Annotated in this window: 15 protein-coding genes, 1 tRNA gene and 1 CRISPR repeat array; of the genes, 10 read left to right on the top strand and 6 right to left on the bottom strand. The window is 41.4% G+C overall.

Going from position 1 to position 20,018, the window contains the following annotated elements:
- Positions 1-8: 8 nt before the first annotated feature.
- Genes TZ92_RS02685 through TZ92_RS02675 form a run of 3 tightly spaced genes read left to right on the top strand, consistent with a single transcriptional unit; the run spans position 9 to position 2,354 of the window.
- Entirely contained in the window at positions 9-1,139 is a 1,131-nt protein-coding gene (locus TZ92_RS02685) for an N-acetyldiaminopimelate deacetylase (RefSeq protein WP_033629210.1), read from the top strand.
- A gap of 11 nt (positions 1,140-1,150) precedes the next feature.
- A complete protein-coding gene (locus TZ92_RS02680; RefSeq protein WP_033629211.1) occupies positions 1,151-1,690 on the top strand; it encodes a 5-formyltetrahydrofolate cyclo-ligase in 540 nt (179 codons plus the stop codon).
- Complete coding sequence (locus TZ92_RS02675) at positions 1,674-2,354, top strand: rhomboid family intramembrane serine protease (protein ID WP_033629212.1); 681 nt, start codon at positions 1,674-1,676, stop codon at positions 2,352-2,354. The genes TZ92_RS02680 and TZ92_RS02675 overlap by 17 nt, the downstream gene beginning before the upstream one ends.
- A gap of 37 nt (positions 2,355-2,391) precedes the next feature.
- Positions 2,392-3,351: direct repeats of the CRISPR family, unit length 36 nt; unit sequence GTTTTGGAACCATTCGAAACAACACAGCTCTAAAAC.
- A 90-nt stretch (positions 3,352-3,441) separates the two neighbouring features.
- Here TZ92_RS02675 and csn2 read toward each other — a convergent pair.
- The 6 genes from csn2 to TZ92_RS02645 form a co-directional block, all read right to left on the bottom strand.
- Positions 3,442-4,104 carry a type II-A CRISPR-associated protein Csn2 gene (csn2, locus tag TZ92_RS02670; RefSeq protein ID WP_033629213.1) on the bottom strand — a complete coding sequence of 221 codons (663 nt, stop codon included), beginning with the start codon at positions 4,102-4,104 and terminating at the stop codon, positions 3,442-3,444.
- The gene (gene cas2 / locus TZ92_RS02665; RefSeq protein WP_033629214.1) at positions 4,094-4,438 is read right to left on the bottom strand and encodes a CRISPR-associated endonuclease Cas2; all 345 of its coding nucleotides are present in this window, start codon (positions 4,436-4,438) and stop codon (positions 4,094-4,096) included. Before cas2 ends, csn2 begins: the two co-directional genes overlap by 11 nt.
- Entirely contained in the window at positions 4,435-5,301 is an 867-nt protein-coding gene (cas1, locus tag TZ92_RS02660; protein ID WP_033629215.1) for a type II CRISPR-associated endonuclease Cas1, read from the bottom strand. The genes cas2 and cas1 overlap by 4 nt, the downstream gene beginning before the upstream one ends.
- Positions 5,301-9,428 (bottom strand): type II CRISPR RNA-guided endonuclease Cas9, encoded by a 4,128-nt coding sequence (gene cas9, locus TZ92_RS02655; protein ID WP_033629216.1) that lies wholly within the window; start codon positions 9,426-9,428, stop codon positions 5,301-5,303. The genes cas1 and cas9 overlap by 1 nt, the downstream gene beginning before the upstream one ends.
- 384 nt (positions 9,429-9,812) lie before the next feature.
- Entirely contained in the window at positions 9,813-10,712 is a 900-nt protein-coding gene (gene galU / locus TZ92_RS02650) for a UTP--glucose-1-phosphate uridylyltransferase GalU (RefSeq protein WP_033629217.1), read from the bottom strand.
- 21 nt (positions 10,713-10,733) lie between these two features.
- On the bottom strand, positions 10,734-11,750 hold the full coding sequence (locus TZ92_RS02645; RefSeq protein ID WP_033629218.1) for an NAD(P)H-dependent glycerol-3-phosphate dehydrogenase: 1,017 nt from the start codon (positions 11,748-11,750) through the stop codon (positions 10,734-10,736).
- Between the two features lie 206 nt (positions 11,751-11,956).
- Between TZ92_RS02645 and TZ92_RS02640 the strand changes: the two genes are divergently transcribed.
- From TZ92_RS02640 to TZ92_RS02610, 7 genes are all read left to right on the top strand, one after another.
- A complete protein-coding gene (locus TZ92_RS02640) occupies positions 11,957-13,663 on the top strand; it encodes an ABC transporter ATP-binding protein (RefSeq protein ID WP_033629219.1) in 1,707 nt (568 codons plus the stop codon).
- 1 nt (position 13,664) lies between these two features.
- Entirely contained in the window at positions 13,665-15,431 is a 1,767-nt protein-coding gene (locus TZ92_RS02635) for an ABC transporter ATP-binding protein (RefSeq protein WP_033629220.1), read from the top strand.
- A gap of 139 nt (positions 15,432-15,570) precedes the next feature.
- A complete protein-coding gene (locus tag TZ92_RS02630; RefSeq protein WP_033629221.1) occupies positions 15,571-16,260 on the top strand; it encodes a gamma-glutamyl-gamma-aminobutyrate hydrolase family protein in 690 nt (229 codons plus the stop codon).
- Between the two features lie 168 nt (positions 16,261-16,428).
- Positions 16,429-17,778: a glucose-6-phosphate isomerase gene (locus tag TZ92_RS02625; protein WP_000018244.1), complete on the top strand. Its 1,350-nt coding sequence runs from the start codon at positions 16,429-16,431 to the stop codon at positions 17,776-17,778.
- A gap of 128 nt (positions 17,779-17,906) precedes the next feature.
- Positions 17,907-19,367 (top strand): glutamate--tRNA ligase, encoded by a 1,461-nt coding sequence (gene gltX / locus TZ92_RS02620; RefSeq protein ID WP_033629222.1) that lies wholly within the window; start codon positions 17,907-17,909, stop codon positions 19,365-19,367.
- A 12-nt stretch (positions 19,368-19,379) separates the two neighbouring features.
- Positions 19,380-19,814: a cytidine deaminase family protein gene (locus TZ92_RS02615; RefSeq protein ID WP_000382004.1), complete on the top strand. Its 435-nt coding sequence runs from the start codon at positions 19,380-19,382 to the stop codon at positions 19,812-19,814.
- 115 nt (positions 19,815-19,929) lie between these two features.
- Positions 19,930-20,001 (top strand) — tRNA-Glu (locus TZ92_RS02610).
- The last annotated feature ends 17 nt before the right edge of the window (positions 20,002-20,018 follow it).

Below are 20,018 nucleotides of genomic sequence, written 5' to 3'. Positions count from 1 at the left end.
ACAGATAGATGTTAGATTTGATTCAGACTAGACGAGATTTACACCAGATTCCAGAGATTGGCTTGGAAGAGTTCAAGACTCAGGCTTATTTGCTGGATGTGATTGAGAAATTGACTGCGGGCAAGGATTTTGTTCAAATTCGTACTTGGCGGACAGGTATTCTGGTTTATTTGCAGGGAAGTCAGCCGGAACGAACCATTGGTTGGCGAACAGACATTGATGGCCTGCCTATCGTCGAACAAACCGGACTGCCTTTTGCCTCTCAGCACCAAGGTCGCATGCATGCCTGTGGACACGATTTTCATATGACTATTGCCTTGGGCTGTCTCGAACGCGCCCTGGAGGAACAACCCAAGAATAATTTGCTCTTCCTATTTCAGCCTGCTGAAGAAAATGAAGCTGGTGGGATGCTCATGTATGAGGATGGTGCTTTTGGAAATTGGTTGCCAGACCAATTTTATGGTCTCCATGTTCGTCCGGATCTGAAGGTCGGACAGATTGCGACCAACACTCATACACTCTTTGCAGGGACTTGTGAGGTGAAGGTTCGTTTCAAAGGAAAAGGAGGACACGCAGCTTTTCCGCATGAAGCCAATGACGCCTTGGTGGCTGCTAGTTACTTTGTAACCCAGGTGCAGTCAGTTGTCAGTCGCAATGTCAATCCCATCGAGGGAGCGGTGGTGACCTTTGGTGTTTTCCAAGCTGGAACAACCAACAATGTCATTACAGACACAGCCTTTTTGCATGGAACCATTCGCGCCTTGACTCAGGACATGAGCCTCTTGGTACAAAAAAGAGTCAAGACAGTCGCAGAAGGGGTTGCAGCAGCCTTTGATATGGAAGTCGAAGTAGAAGTCAAGCAAGGAGGCTACCTACCTGTTGAGAACAATCCAGCCTTGGCGCGTGAACTGATGGACTTTTTTGAAGAGAAAGATGGGATTGAGTTGATTGATATCGAGCCAGCTATGACTGGTGAGGACTTTGGTTATCTCCTTTCGAAGGTAGACGGCGTTATGTTCTGGCTAGGTATCGATAGTCCCTATGCCCTTCATCACCCTCAGATGAGTCCTAAGGAAGAAGCCTTAGCCATTGGGGTAGATGCGGTCTCTAGTTTCTTGAAAAAGAAGGCAGCAGAGTAGAGGAATTGTCTATGAAAGCAGAACTACGCAAGAAAATTTTGCAAGAAATGAAGACTCTATCTCAGGAGCAAAAACAGGCTATGGATCGAGATTTAACTGAGCGTTTCTTACAACACCCTTTTTACCAAGAAGCTAAGGTCATCGCAACCTATCTCTCCTTCCCTCATGAATTTCAAACGCAGGAACTGATTGAGCAGGCACTGAAGGACGGCAAGAAGGTTTTGATACCCAAAACCTATCCCAAGGGGCGCATGGAGTTTGTGGTCTATCATCCGCAGCAGTTGGTAAAAACTTCCTTTGGTTTACTGGAACCGAAAGGAGACTTGGAAGTTGTGGATCCGTCTCAGATTGACTTAATCCATGTTCCGGGCTTGGCTTTTACAACAGGGGGCTATCGGATCGGATATGGTGGAGGATACTACGATCGCTATCTGGAACATTTTGATGGGCATACGATGAGTACAATCTACCCTTGTCAGGTTCAGGAGTTTAACTTGGAAAACCATGATATTCCCGTACAGGCGGTGCTAATCTATGAAGGAAATCTTTGATAAACGTTATCCTGTGACTAGTTTCTTCCTCCTAGTGACAGCATTGGTATTTCTCTTGATGTTGGTTCTTACAGGTTTAAATTTTGAACGAGCAGATACCCTGCTTCAGTTTGGAGCCATGTATGGACCGATCATTCGCCTATTCCCTGAGCAGATTTGGCGCCTTTTTTCAGCCATATTTGTGCATATCGGATGGGAGCATTTCATTGTCAATATGATTTCGCTCTACTTTCTTGGACGACAGGTGGAGGAGATTTTCGGTTCTAAGCAGTTCTTCTTTCTCTATCTATTATCTGGAATGATGGGCAATCTCTTTGTTTTTGCTTTCACACCGAAAGTTGTCGCTGCTGGGGCATCCACTTCCCTATACGGGCTATTTGCTGCGATTATCGTCTTGCGTTACGCAACTCGCAACCCCTATATCCAGCAGTTGGGGCAATCCTATCTGACACTTTTCGTGATCAATATCATTGGAAGTGTTCTGATTCCAGGAATCAGCCTAGCTGGGCATATCGGAGGTGCAGTAGGCGGTGCTTCTCTAGCAGTTGTTTTCCCAGTTAAATGGGAGAGAAAGATGTATAGTACCAGCCAGCGAATCGGGGCAACCGTACTTTTTATCGCACTAGCCGTTTTCCTTTGCTATAAGGGAATGACCTATGTGTAAGGGAATAGCTAAAAAGCTACTCAAAGAATGAGTAGCTTTTTTGGAACCATTCGAAACAACACAGCTCTAAAACCGAGGTGTGGGTTGGTTTGAACGTCCATTTGTTTTGGAACCATTCGAAACAACACAGCTCTAAAACATACCCATTTTAGCAAAAAAGTGAGGTAAAGTTTTGGAACCATTCGAAACAACACAGCTCTAAAACTGTGTTTTGTGTTGACATACGTCAACAAAAGTTTTGGAACCATTCGAAACAACACAGCTCTAAAACCGCCCGACTGATTCCGATTTGATGACCGTTGTTTTGGAACCATTCGAAACAACACAGCTCTAAAACCGCCTTTTTCGAGTTGAAGAAATAACTTATGTTTTGGAACCATTCGAAACAACACAGCTCTAAAACTTTGCTCTCTCTTTGTCCTCCTCCTCGTCCGTTTTGGAACCATTCGAAACAACACAGCTCTAAAACTCCTATCACCTGTCACTTGCTTGACTTGAAGTTTTGGAACCATTCGAAACAACACAGCTCTAAAACACCATCGATTGCTAATTGTAAATCATCAATGTTTTGGAACCATTCGAAACAACACAGCTCTAAAACCAAAGTCCTCACCAGAATCAAAGATCATCTGTTTTGGAACCATTCGAAACAACACAGCTCTAAAACAGCGTGAAGCCTTGAAGAAGATTGATTCTGGTTTTGGAACCATTCGAAACAACACAGCTCTAAAACATAACAAAGTGGCAATGCAAGCCTTTTAGTGTTTTGGAACCATTCGAAACAACACAGCTCTAAAACTGGATTATTCTTTATAAATTCATAAACCTTGTTTTGGAACCATTCGAAACAACACAGCTCTAAAACAGAAAGTAAACTAATCGGACGTAAACACACGTTTTGGAACCATTCGAAACAACACAGCTCTAAAACTATAGAAATGAGCAACTATTTGAATGTCGTGTTTTGGAACCATTCGAAACAACACAGCTCTAAAACCTCGTAGAAAAATTTTTCTCACGAAATTTCGTAATCGCGCCATTCGTCCCAGCCAGACTTCAGCTCGTCAGGTTCCAATTGTTACCCTTATTATACCATATTTTCAGGGTTCAAGAAATAGTCTTGATCCAGCACATATTGAGGAAAATCATAGACTTTTCGAGGTTCGATAAATAAAACCTTTAGTTGATTGAGTTGGATATACTCTATCAGATTTACTAACTCATCCTTTGATAGATAGGCGGTCGCATTGATGAAGACAAGGAGTTTCTTTTTGGAAAGATATTTAAAAACTTGGACAATTTCTAGCATCTTTTCGAAAGGTGTATCACTCAGAGTTTCAACTTTGACTCCTAGAGCATCGATCAACTCTAGAATGGTGATTTCGTCGTACTCTAGGTCTAGTTCATTTTCTAAGCACTCAAATGCTAACAATTCTGTAATCGTAGCTACCAGTTTTTCAATCATGGATTTGACTTCTGGCTTGTCATTAAGCTGATTTTCAAGATCTGCATGTATCAGCTTGAGCATAGTAGGTGAGTTTAGATTGTATCCTAAGACATCCGTTATCACTAGTAACTCAGCCTCTCTCAGAGCTTTTAGATTTCTATCAAACAACTTTAACTCTCCATCATCAGTGTACTGGTAGAACTGCTTGACGATAGTCGAAAAGGTAAACTGGTCTTCCAGAACCAAAAAAGTTGCATTTTCAATAGCTAATGGTTCATCCAATAATGGGAAATTAATCTTCATCTCTAGGCTCCTCTCCTAGAAAAACTAAACGTGCGTCGGAGTTTGCTACGCTAGTATTTCGCTCACCATTTAAGTAAATCATGCGAGAAAACTGCTTTTCTGTAACGGTTAAGAGAGTGATGTTCCCTTTTTTAGGATTGTGCGTCTTAAGGCGTTCAATCATGGCGTTATTAGCAGAGTTATTGAGCAAGAGCTTGCTATAGATGGAGAATTGGTGCATGATAAATCCTTCATCTATGAGGAACTTACGAAATCTCCGATAGGCCTTGCGTTCCTCTATAGTATCAACCGGCATATCAAACATTAAAATCATACGCATATATCGATAACTCATATCCTAAACTCAGGAACTCCTTTCTCCGGTTGATTGAGAGCTTGGATGACTTTCTTAGTATAGTCACTGACGATATTGGACAGGTACATATCTTTGCCATTGTAGTGGAAGGTATCTGAGAAAATAGTAAAAAGCTCTCGTTTGATTTTGACAAAAGAACTGTTTCGATTTTCATAGACGATTCGGTCAATAATCGGACGGAAAGGCTCCATAATATCACTAGCTAGGTTGAATTGATTAAACTGATTAGCATGTTTCAATCCAAACTGAGTCATGCAGCCAGACAACACAATCTCACGCGCAAACATACTCAAAATTAAGGTGTAACCGTAGTCCAAGGAAGCATTGACATCATTGTCTTGTTCACGGCTAAAATCATTTCCAAACAAGGTGTTAAAATAAATCCGAGCTGCGTGCCCTTCTCGGTTACTAGGATCAAATAAATCCAACCCATGATAGAGATCGATGACGGACTGACTCTTTTCTAAAAAACCACAACTCCCCAGATAAAAAGCCTGATTGAGAATTTTTTGTGCAATAATCGTCGTCCAGATTTCCGCCTTTACGTCTTCATTCCAGGAAATTTGACGAGAGAGTTGCAAACTGGAATCGTGCCGACCGTAGTAAGGCATTAAGTATGCCGTTGGCAAGCGTTTATCATCACAAAAGATGACCAGAATATTTTCATCCACCAAACGTTTAATCAGCATGGTGGAGAGAACGATATCTGTCGTCTCCAAAAGAAGGATGTCCACCTCGGACAGGTGAATCAACTCTGTCCGAGAGGCATCTTTAAAGATCAAGTGATTGTTCTTGTAGGAGAGCTTAGAGTGTGTATTGACTATAACGGTTCTCCATCCCATTAGTCTTCTCCCAGTTTGCTTAAGTCAATTCGAGTCTCGTAAAGACCAGTGATGGATTGGTGGATGAGGGTGGATTCTATTATTTTTTTAACCATTTTATCGCTGTCAGTGAATTGCCATCTTTTTATAGGTAATGATAACGTATCATCGAATATTATTTTTTTCTGTCCAGCATTAATATTAGTAAAAGATAAAGTGGTGATGACCCTATTCATAATATTTCTACATTCTTCAATAGTTTGGTTATTGGTTAAAATAAGCTCATCATACTGTTTTTTATTAACCAAGTCTGTTGCTAACATAAATTCTAGAAATTGATTCCAAATTGATTGTATAAGTTGTTGATTGTTTTTTAACAAGCTATCGTGCTCATTTTTATCCAAAGTGGTATATTGAGAAATCAGTTTCATTTGTTTAGTAGTGACAAAAATCTGATTTGCACGTTTCAATTCTTGATTGCTAACTATAAATCTCCTATAGGTTCCGTATTTATGTTTAAATTCCAATACAGTATACTTAACTAATTTTATTACATGTGAAACATTGTTGATTCCTAGATTTCTTAAATATAAATTAGGATCTCTTTCAAATTCTAATTTAGTAAGCACTGGAATGCCGACCATTGTGTTTTTAATTTTATTATTTTGCTTGTATGTTACCAGAACTGAATAAGCGATTGTAGGTCTTGCATAACCGCCATACTTTTTAGGTGATAGACCAGATTTGATAGGGATTAGTTTACTTGCGTCAACTACTTTTTCCTTGGACACAATATTGTTATCAAACAGACCACCATTTTGTCCAACGGTTTGTTCTTCTGTCTTCTTAACAATATTCACCTGTGGATAGGAAAGTATTTTTTTGATGGTTGCGAAATCTTTTTCCGTATTCCAAGCGATTTCTCCAGTGTCTTTGGAGTATTCGATATTCTCTCTTTTTACGATAGTTCCGTCTGCGTAATGCACCTCTTCTTTGAAGAAGTTCAACAAGTTTGAGTAGAAGAAATACTTTTCAGTTGCTTTTTCGACTTCTTTAGGATTTCTAGATCTTGAGATGTATCTCTTAAGGTCGTACTTTTGATACTCACCATAGACAAATTCAGGCTCGAGTTTAGGATATTTTTTAAGGATAGCCTTAGCCACTACTGCATTTAAGTAGGCATCATGTGCATGGTGGTAGTCATTGATTTCCCGTACCTTGTATAACCTAAATTCTTTACGGAAGTTGGAAACTAGATTGGATTTCAAAGTGATGATTTTGACGGTACGGTTCTTCTTATCCTTCTCATTCACTTCTGTATTATAGCGAGCATCCAAGATCTGAGCAACATGTTTTGTGATCTGTCGTGTTTCAACTAGTTGGCGTTTGATAAAGCCAACTTTATCTCGCTCATTTAGCCCGCCACGTTCAGCCTTGGTTAAATTATTAAATTTACGCTCTGAAATCAATTTGGAATCTAACAATTGTTGCCAAAAAGCTTTTCTTTTTTGAACGACTTCTAAACTTGGAACATTATCGGATTTTCCACGATTATCCTTTGAACTAGTCAAGACACGGTTATCAAGAGAATCATCCTTGATAAAGGCCTGTGGGATGATGTGGTCAATGTCATAGCTGCTCAGTTGGTTGATATCAAGAGCTTCTCCAGTGTACATATCCTTCCCATTTTGGAGATAGTAAAGGAAGAGACGGTCATTTTTAAGTTGAATATTATCTGTTGGATTTTCTTTTAATATGTTTGAATCAAGTCCAGAAGCTAAATTTTTTAATGAATCTTCAATGCGCTTATATCTCTGTTGGGAATTCTTTTTCCCTCTGGCAGTAGTCTGATTTTCTCGTGCCATTTCAATCACAATGGACTCGGGAGCATGGTCCATAACCTTGACAAGTTCATCAACAATCTTGATACTTTGCAAAATTCCCTTTTTAATGGCAGGGCTTCCTGGAAGTTCTCGGACAACTTGCTTCACATCATCGGTCTCACCAACCACTTGTGATTTTTGGATAATTTTTTTGAAGGAAAGTCCGTCATCGTTGATTAATTGCATAAAGTTGCGATTGATTTCACCGTCATCAATCAAGTAGTCGAGAATCGTATTCCCTGTTTGTTTATCACAGATACCGTTAATAAGCTTAGCTGAGAGTTTCCCCCAACCAGTATAATGTCGACGAGTTAGTGCTTTGATTACTTTTTCATCAAAGAGAGAGTCATACTGAGCAAGGCGTTGCTTAATCATCTCACGATCTTCAAAGATTGTGAGAGTATGGACGATATTTTCAAGAATTGCCTCATTTTTAGAATCATCCATAAACTTCTTATCCTTGATAATTTTGAGTAAATCATGATAAGTAGATAGACTGGCGTTAAATTGTTTTTCAATTCCTTTTAGTTCTATTCCATCGTAACCATCAACAGTGTGTAGATAATGAATGATATCTTTTTTAGTTACTTTTCTTTTCTCTTTGAATAATTGATTGACAATTTGCTTCTTCTGACCACTATCAAGGAATTGATAGTCTCTCAATCCTTCTGCAATAAATTTTACTTTTGTTAATTCATTATAGACAGCAAATGTTTCATACAAGAGACTGTGTTTAGGCAAAACTTTTTCTTCTGGCAGATACAAGTCATAGTTAGTCATCTTATTGATGAAGTCTTCCGCAGAGCTTGCTTTATCAACAATTTTTTCAAAGTTCCAAGGTCGGATTGCTTGGTCAGAATTTCGAGTAAGCCAAGCAAAATCACGATTGCCACGAGCCAATGGTCCAACGTAATAAGGAATACGGAAGGTTAAGATTTTCTCGATCTTTTCTTTATTTTCCTTCAGAAATGGATAATGTTCTCCTTGCCGACGGAGAATGGCATTCATTTCTTGAAGATGAATTTGATGAGGAATAGAACCATTATCAAAAGTGCGTTGTTTTCTCAAGAAATCTTCACGTTCGATTTTATCAAGGAAATAATCTGTTCCTTCGAATTTAGAGAGAAGATTTTTGATATATTTGTAAAATGCTTCTTGTGTGGTCTTGCCATCAATATACCCAGCATACCCATCTTTAGATTGGTCAGAAAAAACTTCAACATATTTTTCTGGAAGATTGGTTTTGATGAATTGTTTTAAAGCTGCCAAGTCTTTTTGGTGATTTTCATAGCGCTCAATCATAGAGGCTGACAGTGGAGCCTTGGTTGAAGGATCTGTGACAGTCAAAATGCCTGATAGAAGAATCGCATCATAGAGTTTTTTAGCGGCCACGAAAAGGTCTGCAAAGTCATCTCCAATTTGTCCGAGCACGTTTTCCAAATCCTCATCATAGGTATCTTTAGGGAATTGTAGTGGAGCTTTTTCTTCTAGTTCAAAATGTTTCTTGAAGTCAGCTTGATTTCCAACAATTAGCTTGAGAAATTCTGAAAAGAGACCAGTGGACTTTTCGTCAGGAAAGAGTTTTAGAACGCGTTCTCTCTTTGCAGATTTGCTAATTTTATCAGTAAAAATTGCTTCTATTTGTGCATTTTGTCCACTAAGTGAACTTCCTTCAAATGTATTGTCGTAAATACTTATAAATTCATTAAAGATTTTTTGGATATCATTGTTTTTAATATCAAAAGATTCTTCATACAAGAAATGCCCACGGTATTTAATCATATGAGCTAATGTTAGGTAAATCAAGCGCAAGTCAGCCTTTTCTTTCGAATCCGCTAGTTGTTTTCTCAAATGATAGATAGTTGGAAATTGCTTATGGTATTCTTTTTCTTCTGCCAAGGTAGCAAAAATAGGGTATTTACTCCCTCTTTTATCCTCAGGAATTAAAAAGAAGTCATCCAATCGATGAAAGAAACCACTATCCAATTTGCTCATTTCTTCAAAAAAGATTTCTTGGAGATAGCGAAGACGATTTTTCCGACGGGTATAGCGACGACGTGCAGTTCGTTTGAGGCGTCTATCCTCAGCGGTTGTCCCTTCATCAAATAATAAAGCTCCGATGAGGTTTTTCTTGATAAAGTGTTTATCGGTATTGCCCAAAACTTTCATCTTTTTAGATGGCACTTTATAGTCATCTGTAATAACGGCCCATCCGACGCTGTTAGTTCCGATATCGAGACCGATAGAGTAAGGTTTATTGCTCATTTAGTGTTCTCCTTTGAGTTATACTCTTTATGTTCTAATTAGTAATAGCTAATATATTAACTTTAGCTAAATTATATATCTTTTGGCTATTAAAATCAAGAAATTGTAAAACGTTTTCATTGTGTAAATTTTTAAATCGTTATAAAATGGAATGTTATTCTATTTCATATAGATTTCTTCTTGCAATTTTTAAAAGAATGGTATACAATACAAGTGTTGGAACTATTCGAAACAACACAGCAAGTTAAAATAAGGCTTTGTCCGTACACAACTTGAAAATGCGAGCACCGATTCGGTTGCTAATAAGTCATCTGCAAAGATGGCTTTTTTATTGCAAGCTTCAACAAAAAAACAAAGCCCTTATTTAAGAGCTTTGTTTTTCTTCTATTCCCCCTCAGCTAACTCTTTCCCAAGTTGGATGAGGTAGTCTTTCAAGTCGTCTTTGACTTGTGGGTGTTTGAGAGCGTAGTCGATGGAGGTTTTCATAAAGCCAAACTTGTCCCCGACATCGTAACGAGCCCCTTTGAACTCACGAGCAAATACACGTTGTGTTTTATTGAGGGTATCGATTGCATCTGTCAGCTGAATTTCATTTCCTGCACCTGGAGCTTGGTTTTCGAGGATTTGGAAAATTTCAGGAGTGAGGAGGTAGCGTCCGATGATAGCAAGGTCGCTAGGAGCATCCTCTGGCGCTGGTTTTTCAACGAAGGTTTCAACGCTGTAAAGGCCGTCTTTTCCTTCGCCTTGCGGAGCAATAACCCCATAGGCAGATACTTCGTCATGAGGGACTGGCATGACAGCGATAGTAGACGCGTGGGTACGCTCGTAGTCATCCATGAGTTGTTTGGTAAGTGGAACAGCCTTTTCGTCTGTGATATCCATCAAGTCATCACCAAGCATAACGACAAAAGGTTCATTTCCAACGAAAGCTTTGGCTTGCAAGACAGCATCTCCGAGACCACGTGGATGTGTTTGACGGATAAAATGCAGGCGCATGCCGGTTGTCTCATCAACTAGCTTCAGAAGATCTGTTTTCCCTTTTTCTTTGAGGTTGTATTCCAATTCGAAGTTTGAATCGAAGTGGTCCTCGATAGAACGTTTTGACTTACCCGTAACAACTAAGATGTCTTCGATTCCAGACTTGAGGGCTTCTTCAACGATAAACTGGATAGTTGGCTTGTCTACGATTGGCAACATTTCCTTGGCCAAGGCCTTAGTTGCTGGGAGGAAACGAGTTCCCAATCCAGCGGCAGGGATGACTGCTTTTCTGACTTGTTGTTTCATAATGTTCCTTTCTATAAAGGTCTATGACCATTCGTTTTCTGCTTTAAATTCATTGCTCATGATGTCAGTGATTGCTTCTTTGATGTTGACACCTTCATAGATAACTCGGTAGATGGCCTGTGTGATTGGCATGTAGACACCCAATTCCTGAGCTAGCTCGTAAGCCGCTCGAGTTGTTGAGATTCCTTCGATAACCATGCCCATGTTTGCTTCGATGTCTGCGAGGGATTCTCCACGACCGAGAGCATCACCTGCCCTCCAGTTACGAGAGTGGACAGATGTCCCCGTTACGATCAAATCCCCAACTCCAGAAAGCCCGCTATAAGTCAGAGGGTTAGCTCCAAGAGCGACCCCTAGACGGGTGATTTCAGCTAAGCCACGGGCAATGATAGCCGCCTTGGCATTGTCGCCAAAGCCTAGTCCATGTAGTGCCCCAGCTCCAACTGCGATGATGTTTTTAAGAGCACCAGCGGTTTCAACCCCGACAACATCCGTATTAGTATAGAGACGGAAGTAGTGATTGCTAAAGAGATTTTGGACGTACTGGGCAGTTTCGAGGTCTTTGGAGGCTGCGGTAATCAAGGTAATATCGCGTACAATCGTTTCCTCAGCGTGGCTCGGTCCTGAAACAACGACGACTTCACTACGAAGGTCAGCTGGAATTTCCTCTTCAAGAATAGTTGATAGACGTTTGTGGCTATCTGGTTCCAATCCTTTGGAGGCATGCATGATGACAACCTTGTGATCGAGCACCTTTGCTACTTGTTGGGCAACCAGTCTCGTTACTTTTGTTGGGACTACAAATAAAACAGCATCCACATCCTTTAGTGTTTCTTCTAAATCATGATAGGCTTTGATTTTTTCGTCGAGTAGGATATCTTTGAAATAGCGTTTGTTTGTATGTTGGTTATTGATTTCATCAATTTGGTCAGAAATATTTCCCCAAATTCGAACCTCGTGTCCATTGTCGTTTAGGACCTGCGAAAGGGCAGTTCCCCAAGAACCAGGACCCAAGACAGCGATGGTTTGTTTCTTCATCTTTTCCTCCTTGTAAGAGTTCTTCCTTTCATTTTACCATAAAAAGCCTTTTCATGCATCACCTGTAGATGAAAGCGCACTAATTTATAATAAGGAGACTTCTTTGACAAGATGCCTCTTTTTTGCTAGAATAGCATCAATATGAACGAATGAGAAGGAGCTGACGCAGGATGTCGCTCCCTTTATCTATTTTATTAGGAGGAAATATGCTCATTAAAAAAATAAAAACCTATAAATGGCAGGCCTTGGCATCCCTAATGATGACAGGCTTGATGGTTGCGAGCTCGCTCTTACAACCACGCTATCTGCAAGAGGTGTTAGAGGCTTTGTTGGCCGGAAGAAATGAGGCTATTTATAGTATTGGCGCTTGGTTGATAGGAGTAGCCCTAGTCGGTCTGGTTGCAGGTGGGGTCAATGTAACGCTTGCAGCCTACATTGCTCAAGGAGTGTCTTCGGACCTTCGTGAAGACGCTTTTCGCAAGATCCAGACTTTTTCTTATGCCAATATCGAGCAATTCAATGCGGGTAACCTTGTCGTCCGTATGACCAATGATATCAACCAAATTCAGAACGTGGTGATGATGGCTTTTCAAATTCTTTTCCGTCTCCCTCTTCTCTTTATCGGTTCCTTTATCTTGGCGGTTCACACTCTTCCGTCGCTTTGGTGGGTGATTGTCTTCATGGTGCTCCTAATCTTTGCACTCACAGCCATCATGATGGGGATGATGGGGCCACGATTTGCTAAGTTTCAAACCCTTCTTGAACGGATTAATGCTATCGCTAAGGAAAATCTACGTGGTGTGCGCGTGGTCAAATCCTTTGTACAGGAAAAAGCACAATTTGACAAATTTACCGAGGTTTCTGATGAACTTCTCGGCCAAAATCTTTATATCGGTTATGCCTTCTCAGTTATAGAACCCGTTATGATGTTAGTCGGCTATGGGGCGGTCTTCCTCTCTATCTGGTTAGTGGCTGGAATGGCTCAGTCAGATCCGTCTGTAGTGGGCTCGATTGCTTCCTTTATCAACTATCTCAGCCAGATTATCTTTACCATCATCATGGTTGGATTTTTAGGAAATTCTGTCAGCCGTGCCATGATTTCCTTGCGTCGTATCCGCGAGATTCTAGATACCGAGCCAGCGATGACCTTTAAAGATCTCCCAGATGAAGAGTTAGAAGGAAGTCTCTCTTTTGAAAATGTGACCTTCACCTATCCTAATGACGATGAGCCTATGCTGAAGAATGTAACCTTTGAAATTGCGCCTGGTCAGATGGTCGGTGTGGTTGGGGCGACTGGAGCAGGGAAGTCCACTCTAGCTCAGTTAATTCCACGACTTTTTGATCCGCAGGAGGGATCTATCAAGATTGGAGGCAAGGATATTCGAGACGTCAGCGAGGGAACCTTGCGTAAAACAGTTTCCATCGTCTTGCAACGTGCTATTCTCTTTAGCGGAACCATTGCAGATAATCTTCGTCAAGGGAAAGGCAATGCCAGCGTGTCAGAAATGGAACGTGCAGCACGGATTGCCCAAGCCAGTGAATTTATCGGACGCATGGAAAACAAATTTGAGAGTCAGGTCGAAGAACGTGGCACTAACTTTTCTGGTGGACAAAAGCAACGGATGTCGATTGCACGTGGGATTGTCAGCAATCCCCGTATCCTGATTTTTGACGATTCGACTTCGGCATTGGATGCTAAGTCAGAGAGACTCGTACAGGAAGCTTTGAACAAAGACCTGAAAGGGACGACAACCATTATCATCGCTCAAAAGATCAGTTCAGTCGTCCATGCAGACAAGATTTTGGTCTTGGACCAAGGACGTTTGATTGGAGAAGGACGGCATGCAGACTTGGTAGCTAACAATGCCGTCTACCGCGAAATTTACGAAACACAAAAGGGAAAGGAGGAATAAAATGAAAACCGTTCGATTTTTCTGGAATTATTTTAAAGTTTACAAGCTCTCCTTTGTCATTGTGATTCTGATGGTTGCGATTGCGACAATTGCCCAAGCCCTCTTTCCAGTTTTTTCAGGTCAAGCAGTGACGGAGCTCGCTAACCTAGTTCTGGCTTATCAAAATGGAACTTCCGAACTAGCCTGGCAGAGTTTATCAGCTCTGATGCTGAATCTAGCTCTGGTTGTCCTTGTCTTGGTGGTATCTAGCTTGATTTACATGACCTTGATGACCCGTGTGATTGCTGAGTCGACAAATGAGATGCGTAAGGGCCTCTTTGGCAAACTTTCTCGTTTAACGGTTTCTTTCTTTGACCGCCATCAGGATGGTGACATCCTCTCTCGCTTTACGAGTGACTTGGATAACATCCTTCAAGCCTTCAATGAAAGCCTAGTTCAGGTCATGAGCAATATTGCTCTTTACATCGGTTTGATTTTTGTCATGTTTTCAAGAAATGTGACGCTCGCCCTGATAACAGTAGCCAGTACTCCAGTAGCCTTTCTCATGTTGGTTTTCATCGTGAAGATGGCCCGCAAGTACACTAATCTCCAGCAAAAAGAGGTTGGGAAACTCAACGCCTACATGGATGAGAGTATTTCTGGGCAGAAAGCTGTTATCGTACAAGGAATTCAAGATGACATCGTAGCAGGCTTTGTGGAGCAAAATGAGCGCGTGCGCAAGGCAACTTTTAAAGGGAGAATGTTCTCAGGTATCCTCTTTCCAGTTATGAATGGGATGAGTTTAGTCAATACGGCCATCGTCATTTTTGCAGGTTCTGCGGTCTTGCTGAACGATCCAAGTATCGAAACAACGACGGCCCTAGGTTTGATCGTCATGTTTACTCAATTTTCTCAGCAGTACTACCAGCCGATTATCCAGGTGGCTGCGAGTTGGGGGAGCCTCCAGTTGGCCTTTACTGGGGCGGATCGTATCCAAGAAATGTTCGATGCAGAAGAAGAGATTCGCCCGCAAAATGCGCCTGCCTTTACGGAATTGCGAGAAGGTGTTGAAATCAGTCATATTGATTTCTCTTATGTGCCAGACAAGCCGATTTTAAAAGATGTTAGCATTTCAGCTCCTAAGGGGCAGATGATAGCAGTTGTCGGTCCGACTGGTTCGGGGAAAACGACCATCATGAACCTTATCAATCGCTTCTACGATGTGGATGCAGGTAGCATTTCCTTTGATGGCAAAGACATTCGTGACTACAACTTGGACAGTCTGCGGAGCAAGGTCGGGATTGTCTTGCAGGATTCGGTCTTGTTTAGCGGAACAATCCGAGACAATATCCGCTTTGGTGTGCCAGATGCCAGTCAGGAAATGGTCGAAGCAGCTGCCAAGGCAACTCATATTCATGACTACATTGAAAGCTTGCCTGACAAGTATGATACCCTTATTGATGATGAGCAAAACATCTTCTCAACTGGTCAGAAACAATTGATTTCCATCGCCCGGACCTTGATGACAGATCCTCAAGTCCTAATCCTAGATGAAGCGACTTCCAATGTGGATACCGTAACAGAAAGCAAAATCCAGCATGCTATGGAGGCAGTTGTAGCAGGACGAACCAGTTTTGTTATTGCCCATCGTCTCAAGACCATCCTCAATGCCGATCAGATTATTGTCCTCAAAGATGGAGAGGTCATTGAACGTGGAAATCATCACGAGTTGCTCAAACTCGGCGGTTTCTATTCAGAACTGTATCACAATCAATTTGTCTTTGAATAAAAAAGAAGTTGTCCTCGTTGGGCAACTTTTTCTTGCCCATAAAAAATACTTATCACGGTCTTTAAAAAAACATATTAGACAGGAAAGGGTTGGAGTGATATGATAAGACTGCCGCAAGAAAATCGAAAGGAGACACATCATGGCTAGAACGGTTGTAGGAGTTGCTGCAAATCTATGTCCTGTAGATGCAGAAGGGAAAAACATTCACTCATCTGTATCCTGTAAATTTGCAGAGAGCATTCGTCAAGTCGGAGGTCTCCCTTTAGTGATTCCTGTAGGGGATGAGTCCATTGTGCGCGATTATGTGGAAATGATTGACAAACTCATCTTGACAGGTGGGCAAAATGTCCATCCTCAGTTTTATGGAGAGAAAAAGACCATTGAGAGCGATGATTACAACCTTGTACGCGATGAGTTTGAACTAGCTCTCTTGAAAGAAGCGCTCCGTCAGAATAAACCAATTATGGCAATCTGTCGTGGGGTTCAGCTTGTCAATGTTGCTTTTGGCGGCACTCTCCACCAAGAAATTGAAGGCCACTGGCAAGGCTTACCTTTTGGAACATCTCATTCTATTGAGACAGTAGAAGGAAGCGTGGTGGCTAAGTTGTTTGGCAAAGAAAGTCAAGTAAATTCAGTCCATCGTCAAAGCATCAAAGACCTGGCGCCTAATTTCCGTGTGACTGCTATTGATCCAAGAGACCAGACCATCGAAGCGATTGAGTCTGTCGACGAGCATCGTATCATCGGCTTGCAGTGGCACCCAGAGTTTCTGGTCAATGAAGAAGACGGCAATTTAGAACTATTTGAGTATTTATTAAATGAATTGTAACGGTTAGAGTCTCTAGCCGTTTTTATTCGTCCTTTCAGATTTTTTATATTTTAGCAAATTTACGCAAACGTTTGAATTCTGATAAAAATTGGGCAAATTCAATAAAAAAGCTTGAAAAAATCGAAGGTAAGCGTTATGATAGAAAAGAAGAAATTTTGGAGGATTATCATGTCACATATTAAATTTGATTATTCAAAAGTTTTAGACAAATTTGTTGCCCCACATGAAGTGGAATACATGCAAGCACAAGTAACAGCTGCAGACGAATTGATCCGTAAAGGAACTGGTGCTGGTAGTGACTTTTTGGGTTGGTTGGACCTTCCTGAAAACTACGACCGCGAAGAATTCGACCGCATCTTGAAAGCTGCTGAGCAAATCAAATCAGACAGCGATGTTTTGGTTGTAATTGGTATCGGTGGATCTTACCTTGGTGCCAAAGCAGCTATCGACTTCTTGAACCACCACTTTGCGAACTTGCAAACAAAAGAAGAACGCAAAGCTCCACAAATCCTTTACGCAGGAAACTCAATCTCATCTACTTACCTTGCTGACTTGGTAGAGTACGTAGCTGACAAAGACTTCTCAGTAAACGTGATTTCTAAATCAGGTACAACAACAGAACCAGCGATCGCTTTCCGTGTCTTCAAAGAACTCTTGGTTAAGAAATACGGTCAAGAAGAAGCCAACAAACGTATCTATGCAACAACTGACCGCCAAAAAGGTGCTGTTAAGGTTGAAGCAGATGCCAACGGTTGGGAAACATTTGTGGTTCCAGATGACATCGGTGGACGCTTCTCAGTATTGACAGCAGTTGGTTTGCTTCCAATCGCAGCATCAGGTGCAGACATCAAAGCCCTTATGGAAGGTGCGAATGCAGCTCGTAAAGATTATACTTCAGACAAGATTGCTGAAAATGAAGCTTACCAATACGCAGCCGTTCGTAACATCCTTTACCGCAAAGGCTACGCTACTGAAATCTTGGTAAACTACGAGCCATCACTTCAATACTTCTCAGAATGGTGGAAACAATTGGCTGGTGAGTCAGAAGGGAAAGACCAAAAAGGGATTTACCCAACTTCAGCAAACTTCTCAACTGACTTGCACTCACTTGGTCAATTTATCCAAGAAGGAACTCGTATCATGTTTGAAACAGTTGTCCGTGTTGACAAACCACGTAAGAACGTAATCATTCCTACTTTGGAAGAAGACCTTGACGGACTTGGTTACCTTCAAGGAAAAGACGTTGACTTTGTAAACAAAAAAGCAACTGACGGTGTTCTTCTTGCCCACACTGACGGTGATGTGCCAAACATGTACGTAACTCTTCCAGAGCAAGACGCTTTCACTCTTGGTTACACTATCTACTTCTTCGAATTGGCAATTGCCCTTTCAGGTTACTTGAATGCCATTAACCCATTTGACCAACCAGGTGTTGAAGCATACAAGCGCAACATGTTTGCCCTTCTTGGAAAACCAGGATTTGAAGAATTGAGCAAAGAGCTTAACGCACGTCTATAATAGAAGAAAAGAGTGGCTTGTCCACTCTTTTTTACTCTCTTTATTCGTAGACATTGGACTCAGGCGAGACTTGTGATATAATATAGAAAGCAAAAAGGCAGACGCCTAGAGACTTTATAGGAGAAACTATGTCAAAAGATATCCGCGTACGCTACGCACCAAGTCCAACAGGACTACTACACATCGGAAATGCCCGTACAGCATTGTTTAACTACCTTTACGCACGCCATCATGGTGGAACTTTTATCATTCGTATCGAAGATACTGACCGTAAACGCCATGTTGAGGATGGTGAACGATCACAGCTTGAAAATCTTCGCTGGTTGGGCATGGATTGGGATGAGAGCCCAGAAACTCATGAAAATTACCGCCAATCAGAGCGTTTGGAACTCTATCAAAGATACATCGACCAATTGCTAGCTGAAGGAAAAGCCTACAAATCTTACGTTACAGAAGAAGAGTTGGCGGCTGAGCGCGAACGTCAAGAAGCAGCAGGTGAAACACCACGTTACATCAATGAATATCTTGGCATGAGCGAAGAAGAAAAAGTAGCTTACATCGCAGAACGTGAAGCAGCTGGTATCATCCCAACTGTCCGTTTGGCTGTTAATGAGTCTGGTATCTACAAATGGCATGATATGGTCAAAGGTGATATCGAGTTTGAAGGTGGCAATATCGGTGGTGACTGGGTTATCCAAAAGAAAGATGGCTATCCGACTTACAACTTTGCCGTTGTCATCGATGACCACGATATGCAAATCTCTCATGTTATCCGTGGAGATGACCACATTGCCAACACACCCAAACAGCTTATGGTTTATGAAGCTCTTGGTTGGGAAGCTCCAGAGTTCGGTCACATGACTTTGATTATCAACTCTGAAACGGGTAAAAAATTGTCTAAACGTGATACCAATACCCTTCAGTTTATCGAAGACTACCGTAAAAAAGGCTATTTGCCAGAAGCCGTCTTTAACTTTATCGCCCTTCTTGGTTGGAACCCAGGTGGCGAAGATGAAATTTTCTCACGTGAGGAATTGATTAAACTCTTTGACGAAAACCGCCTCAGCAAGTCTCCAGCAGCCTTCGACCAGAAGAAACTAGACTGGATGAGCAACGACTACATCAAGAGAGCTGATCTAGCTACTATCTTTGAAATGGCGAAACCATACTTAGAAGAAGCAGGGCGTTTGACTGACAAGTCTGAAAAAATGGTAGAACTCTACAAGCCACAGATGAAGTCAGTTGATGAGATTGTTCCGCTGACAGATCTTTTCTTCTCAGATTTCCCAGAGTTGACAGACGCTGAGCGCGAGGTCATGGCAGGAGAAACCGTTCCTGTTGTTCTAGAAGCTTTCAAAGCGAAACTAGAAGCAATGACAGATGAAGAATTTGTGACAGAAAACATCTTCCCACAAATCAAAGCAGTTCAAAAAGAAACAGGTATCAAAGGAAAAAACCTCTTCATGCCGATTCGTATTGCCGTTTCAGGTGAAATGCATGGACCAGAATTACCAGACACCATTTTCTTACTCGGACGTGAAAAATCAATCCAGCATATTGAAAACATGCTGAAAGAGATCTCTAAATAAAAAGGACTTCCGATGGATACATGGGAAAAAATGTATGAAGAAGCACGAACCTTATTCAATCCCCATGAAGTTTCTGACTTTGTTTATGCTAACCATGTTGTTGCTGCGGTAGAAGCAGAAGATGGTCAGATCTTCACAGGATTTTGTATGGAGGGCACTTGTGGTGTTTTTCATCTCTGTGCAGAACGAGCGGCTCTCTTCAATATGTATCAATTTTCAGGACAAACTAAAGTTAAGAAAATCCTCGCCTTTCGAGATAAACCTCCTTACGGCGAAGGATCAGGTATGCCCTGTGGCGCTTGCAGAGAATTTCTCTTAGAATTGAATGCTGAAAATAAAGAAGCAGAGTTCATGATGGACTACGAAACAAGAAAAACAATTAAGGTTGCCGAATTGATCCCTTACTGGTGGGGAGAGGAACGCGCGACTAATTGGCAAGATAAATAGAAGGAGTCAGTTTAACTGACTCTTTCCTTTATCTTTTCAGAATTTCGATAAAGAGGAAAAAAGTCCTTGACAAAGGTAAAAAAGTAGGTATAATAGAAAGAGTTGAAAAGCTCAAGGTCCGTTGGTCAAGGGGTTAAGACACCGCCTTTTCACGGCGGTAACACGGGTTCGAATCCCGTACGGACTATGGTGTATTGCGGTTAA

The sequence above is a fragment of the Streptococcus oralis subsp. oralis genome (genome assembly GCF_000960035.1).
Classification (GTDB): Bacteria; Bacillota; Bacilli; order Lactobacillales; family Streptococcaceae; genus Streptococcus; species Streptococcus oralis_G.
This window is presented reverse-complemented; position numbering and strand designations above follow the sequence as displayed.

Bases quoted from the DNA above. Each gene is read 5' to 3' on its own strand.
- TZ92_RS02685 (WP_033629210.1), top strand. From the start codon at position 9: ATGTTAGATTTGATTCAGACTAGACGAGATTTACACCAGATTCCAGAG.
- TZ92_RS02680 (WP_033629211.1), top strand. From the start codon at position 1,151: ATGAAAGCAGAACTACGCAAGAAAATTTTGCAAGAAATGAAGACTCTA.
- TZ92_RS02675 (WP_033629212.1), top strand. From the start codon at position 1,674: ATGAAGGAAATCTTTGATAAACGTTATCCTGTGACTAGTTTCTTCCTC.
- csn2 (WP_033629213.1), bottom strand. From the start codon at position 4,104: ATGAAGATTAATTTCCCATTATTGGATGAACCATTAGCTATTGAAAAT.
- cas2 (WP_033629214.1), bottom strand. From the start codon at position 4,438: ATGAGTTATCGATATATGCGTATGATTTTAATGTTTGATATGCCGGTT.
- cas1 (WP_033629215.1), bottom strand. From the start codon at position 5,301: ATGGGATGGAGAACCGTTATAGTCAATACACACTCTAAGCTCTCCTAC.
- cas9 (WP_033629216.1), bottom strand. From the start codon at position 9,428: ATGAGCAATAAACCTTACTCTATCGGTCTCGATATCGGAACTAACAGC.
- galU (WP_033629217.1), bottom strand. From the start codon at position 10,712: ATGAAACAACAAGTCAGAAAAGCAGTCATCCCTGCCGCTGGATTGGGA.
- TZ92_RS02645 (WP_033629218.1), bottom strand. From the start codon at position 11,750: ATGAAGAAACAAACCATCGCTGTCTTGGGTCCTGGTTCTTGGGGAACT.
- TZ92_RS02640 (WP_033629219.1), top strand. From the start codon at position 11,957: ATGCTCATTAAAAAAATAAAAACCTATAAATGGCAGGCCTTGGCATCC.
- TZ92_RS02635 (WP_033629220.1), top strand. From the start codon at position 13,665: ATGAAAACCGTTCGATTTTTCTGGAATTATTTTAAAGTTTACAAGCTC.
- TZ92_RS02630 (WP_033629221.1), top strand. From the start codon at position 15,571: ATGGCTAGAACGGTTGTAGGAGTTGCTGCAAATCTATGTCCTGTAGAT.
- TZ92_RS02625 (WP_000018244.1), top strand. From the start codon at position 16,429: ATGTCACATATTAAATTTGATTATTCAAAAGTTTTAGACAAATTTGTT.
- gltX (WP_033629222.1), top strand. From the start codon at position 17,907: ATGTCAAAAGATATCCGCGTACGCTACGCACCAAGTCCAACAGGACTA.
- TZ92_RS02615 (WP_000382004.1), top strand. From the start codon at position 19,380: ATGGATACATGGGAAAAAATGTATGAAGAAGCACGAACCTTATTCAAT.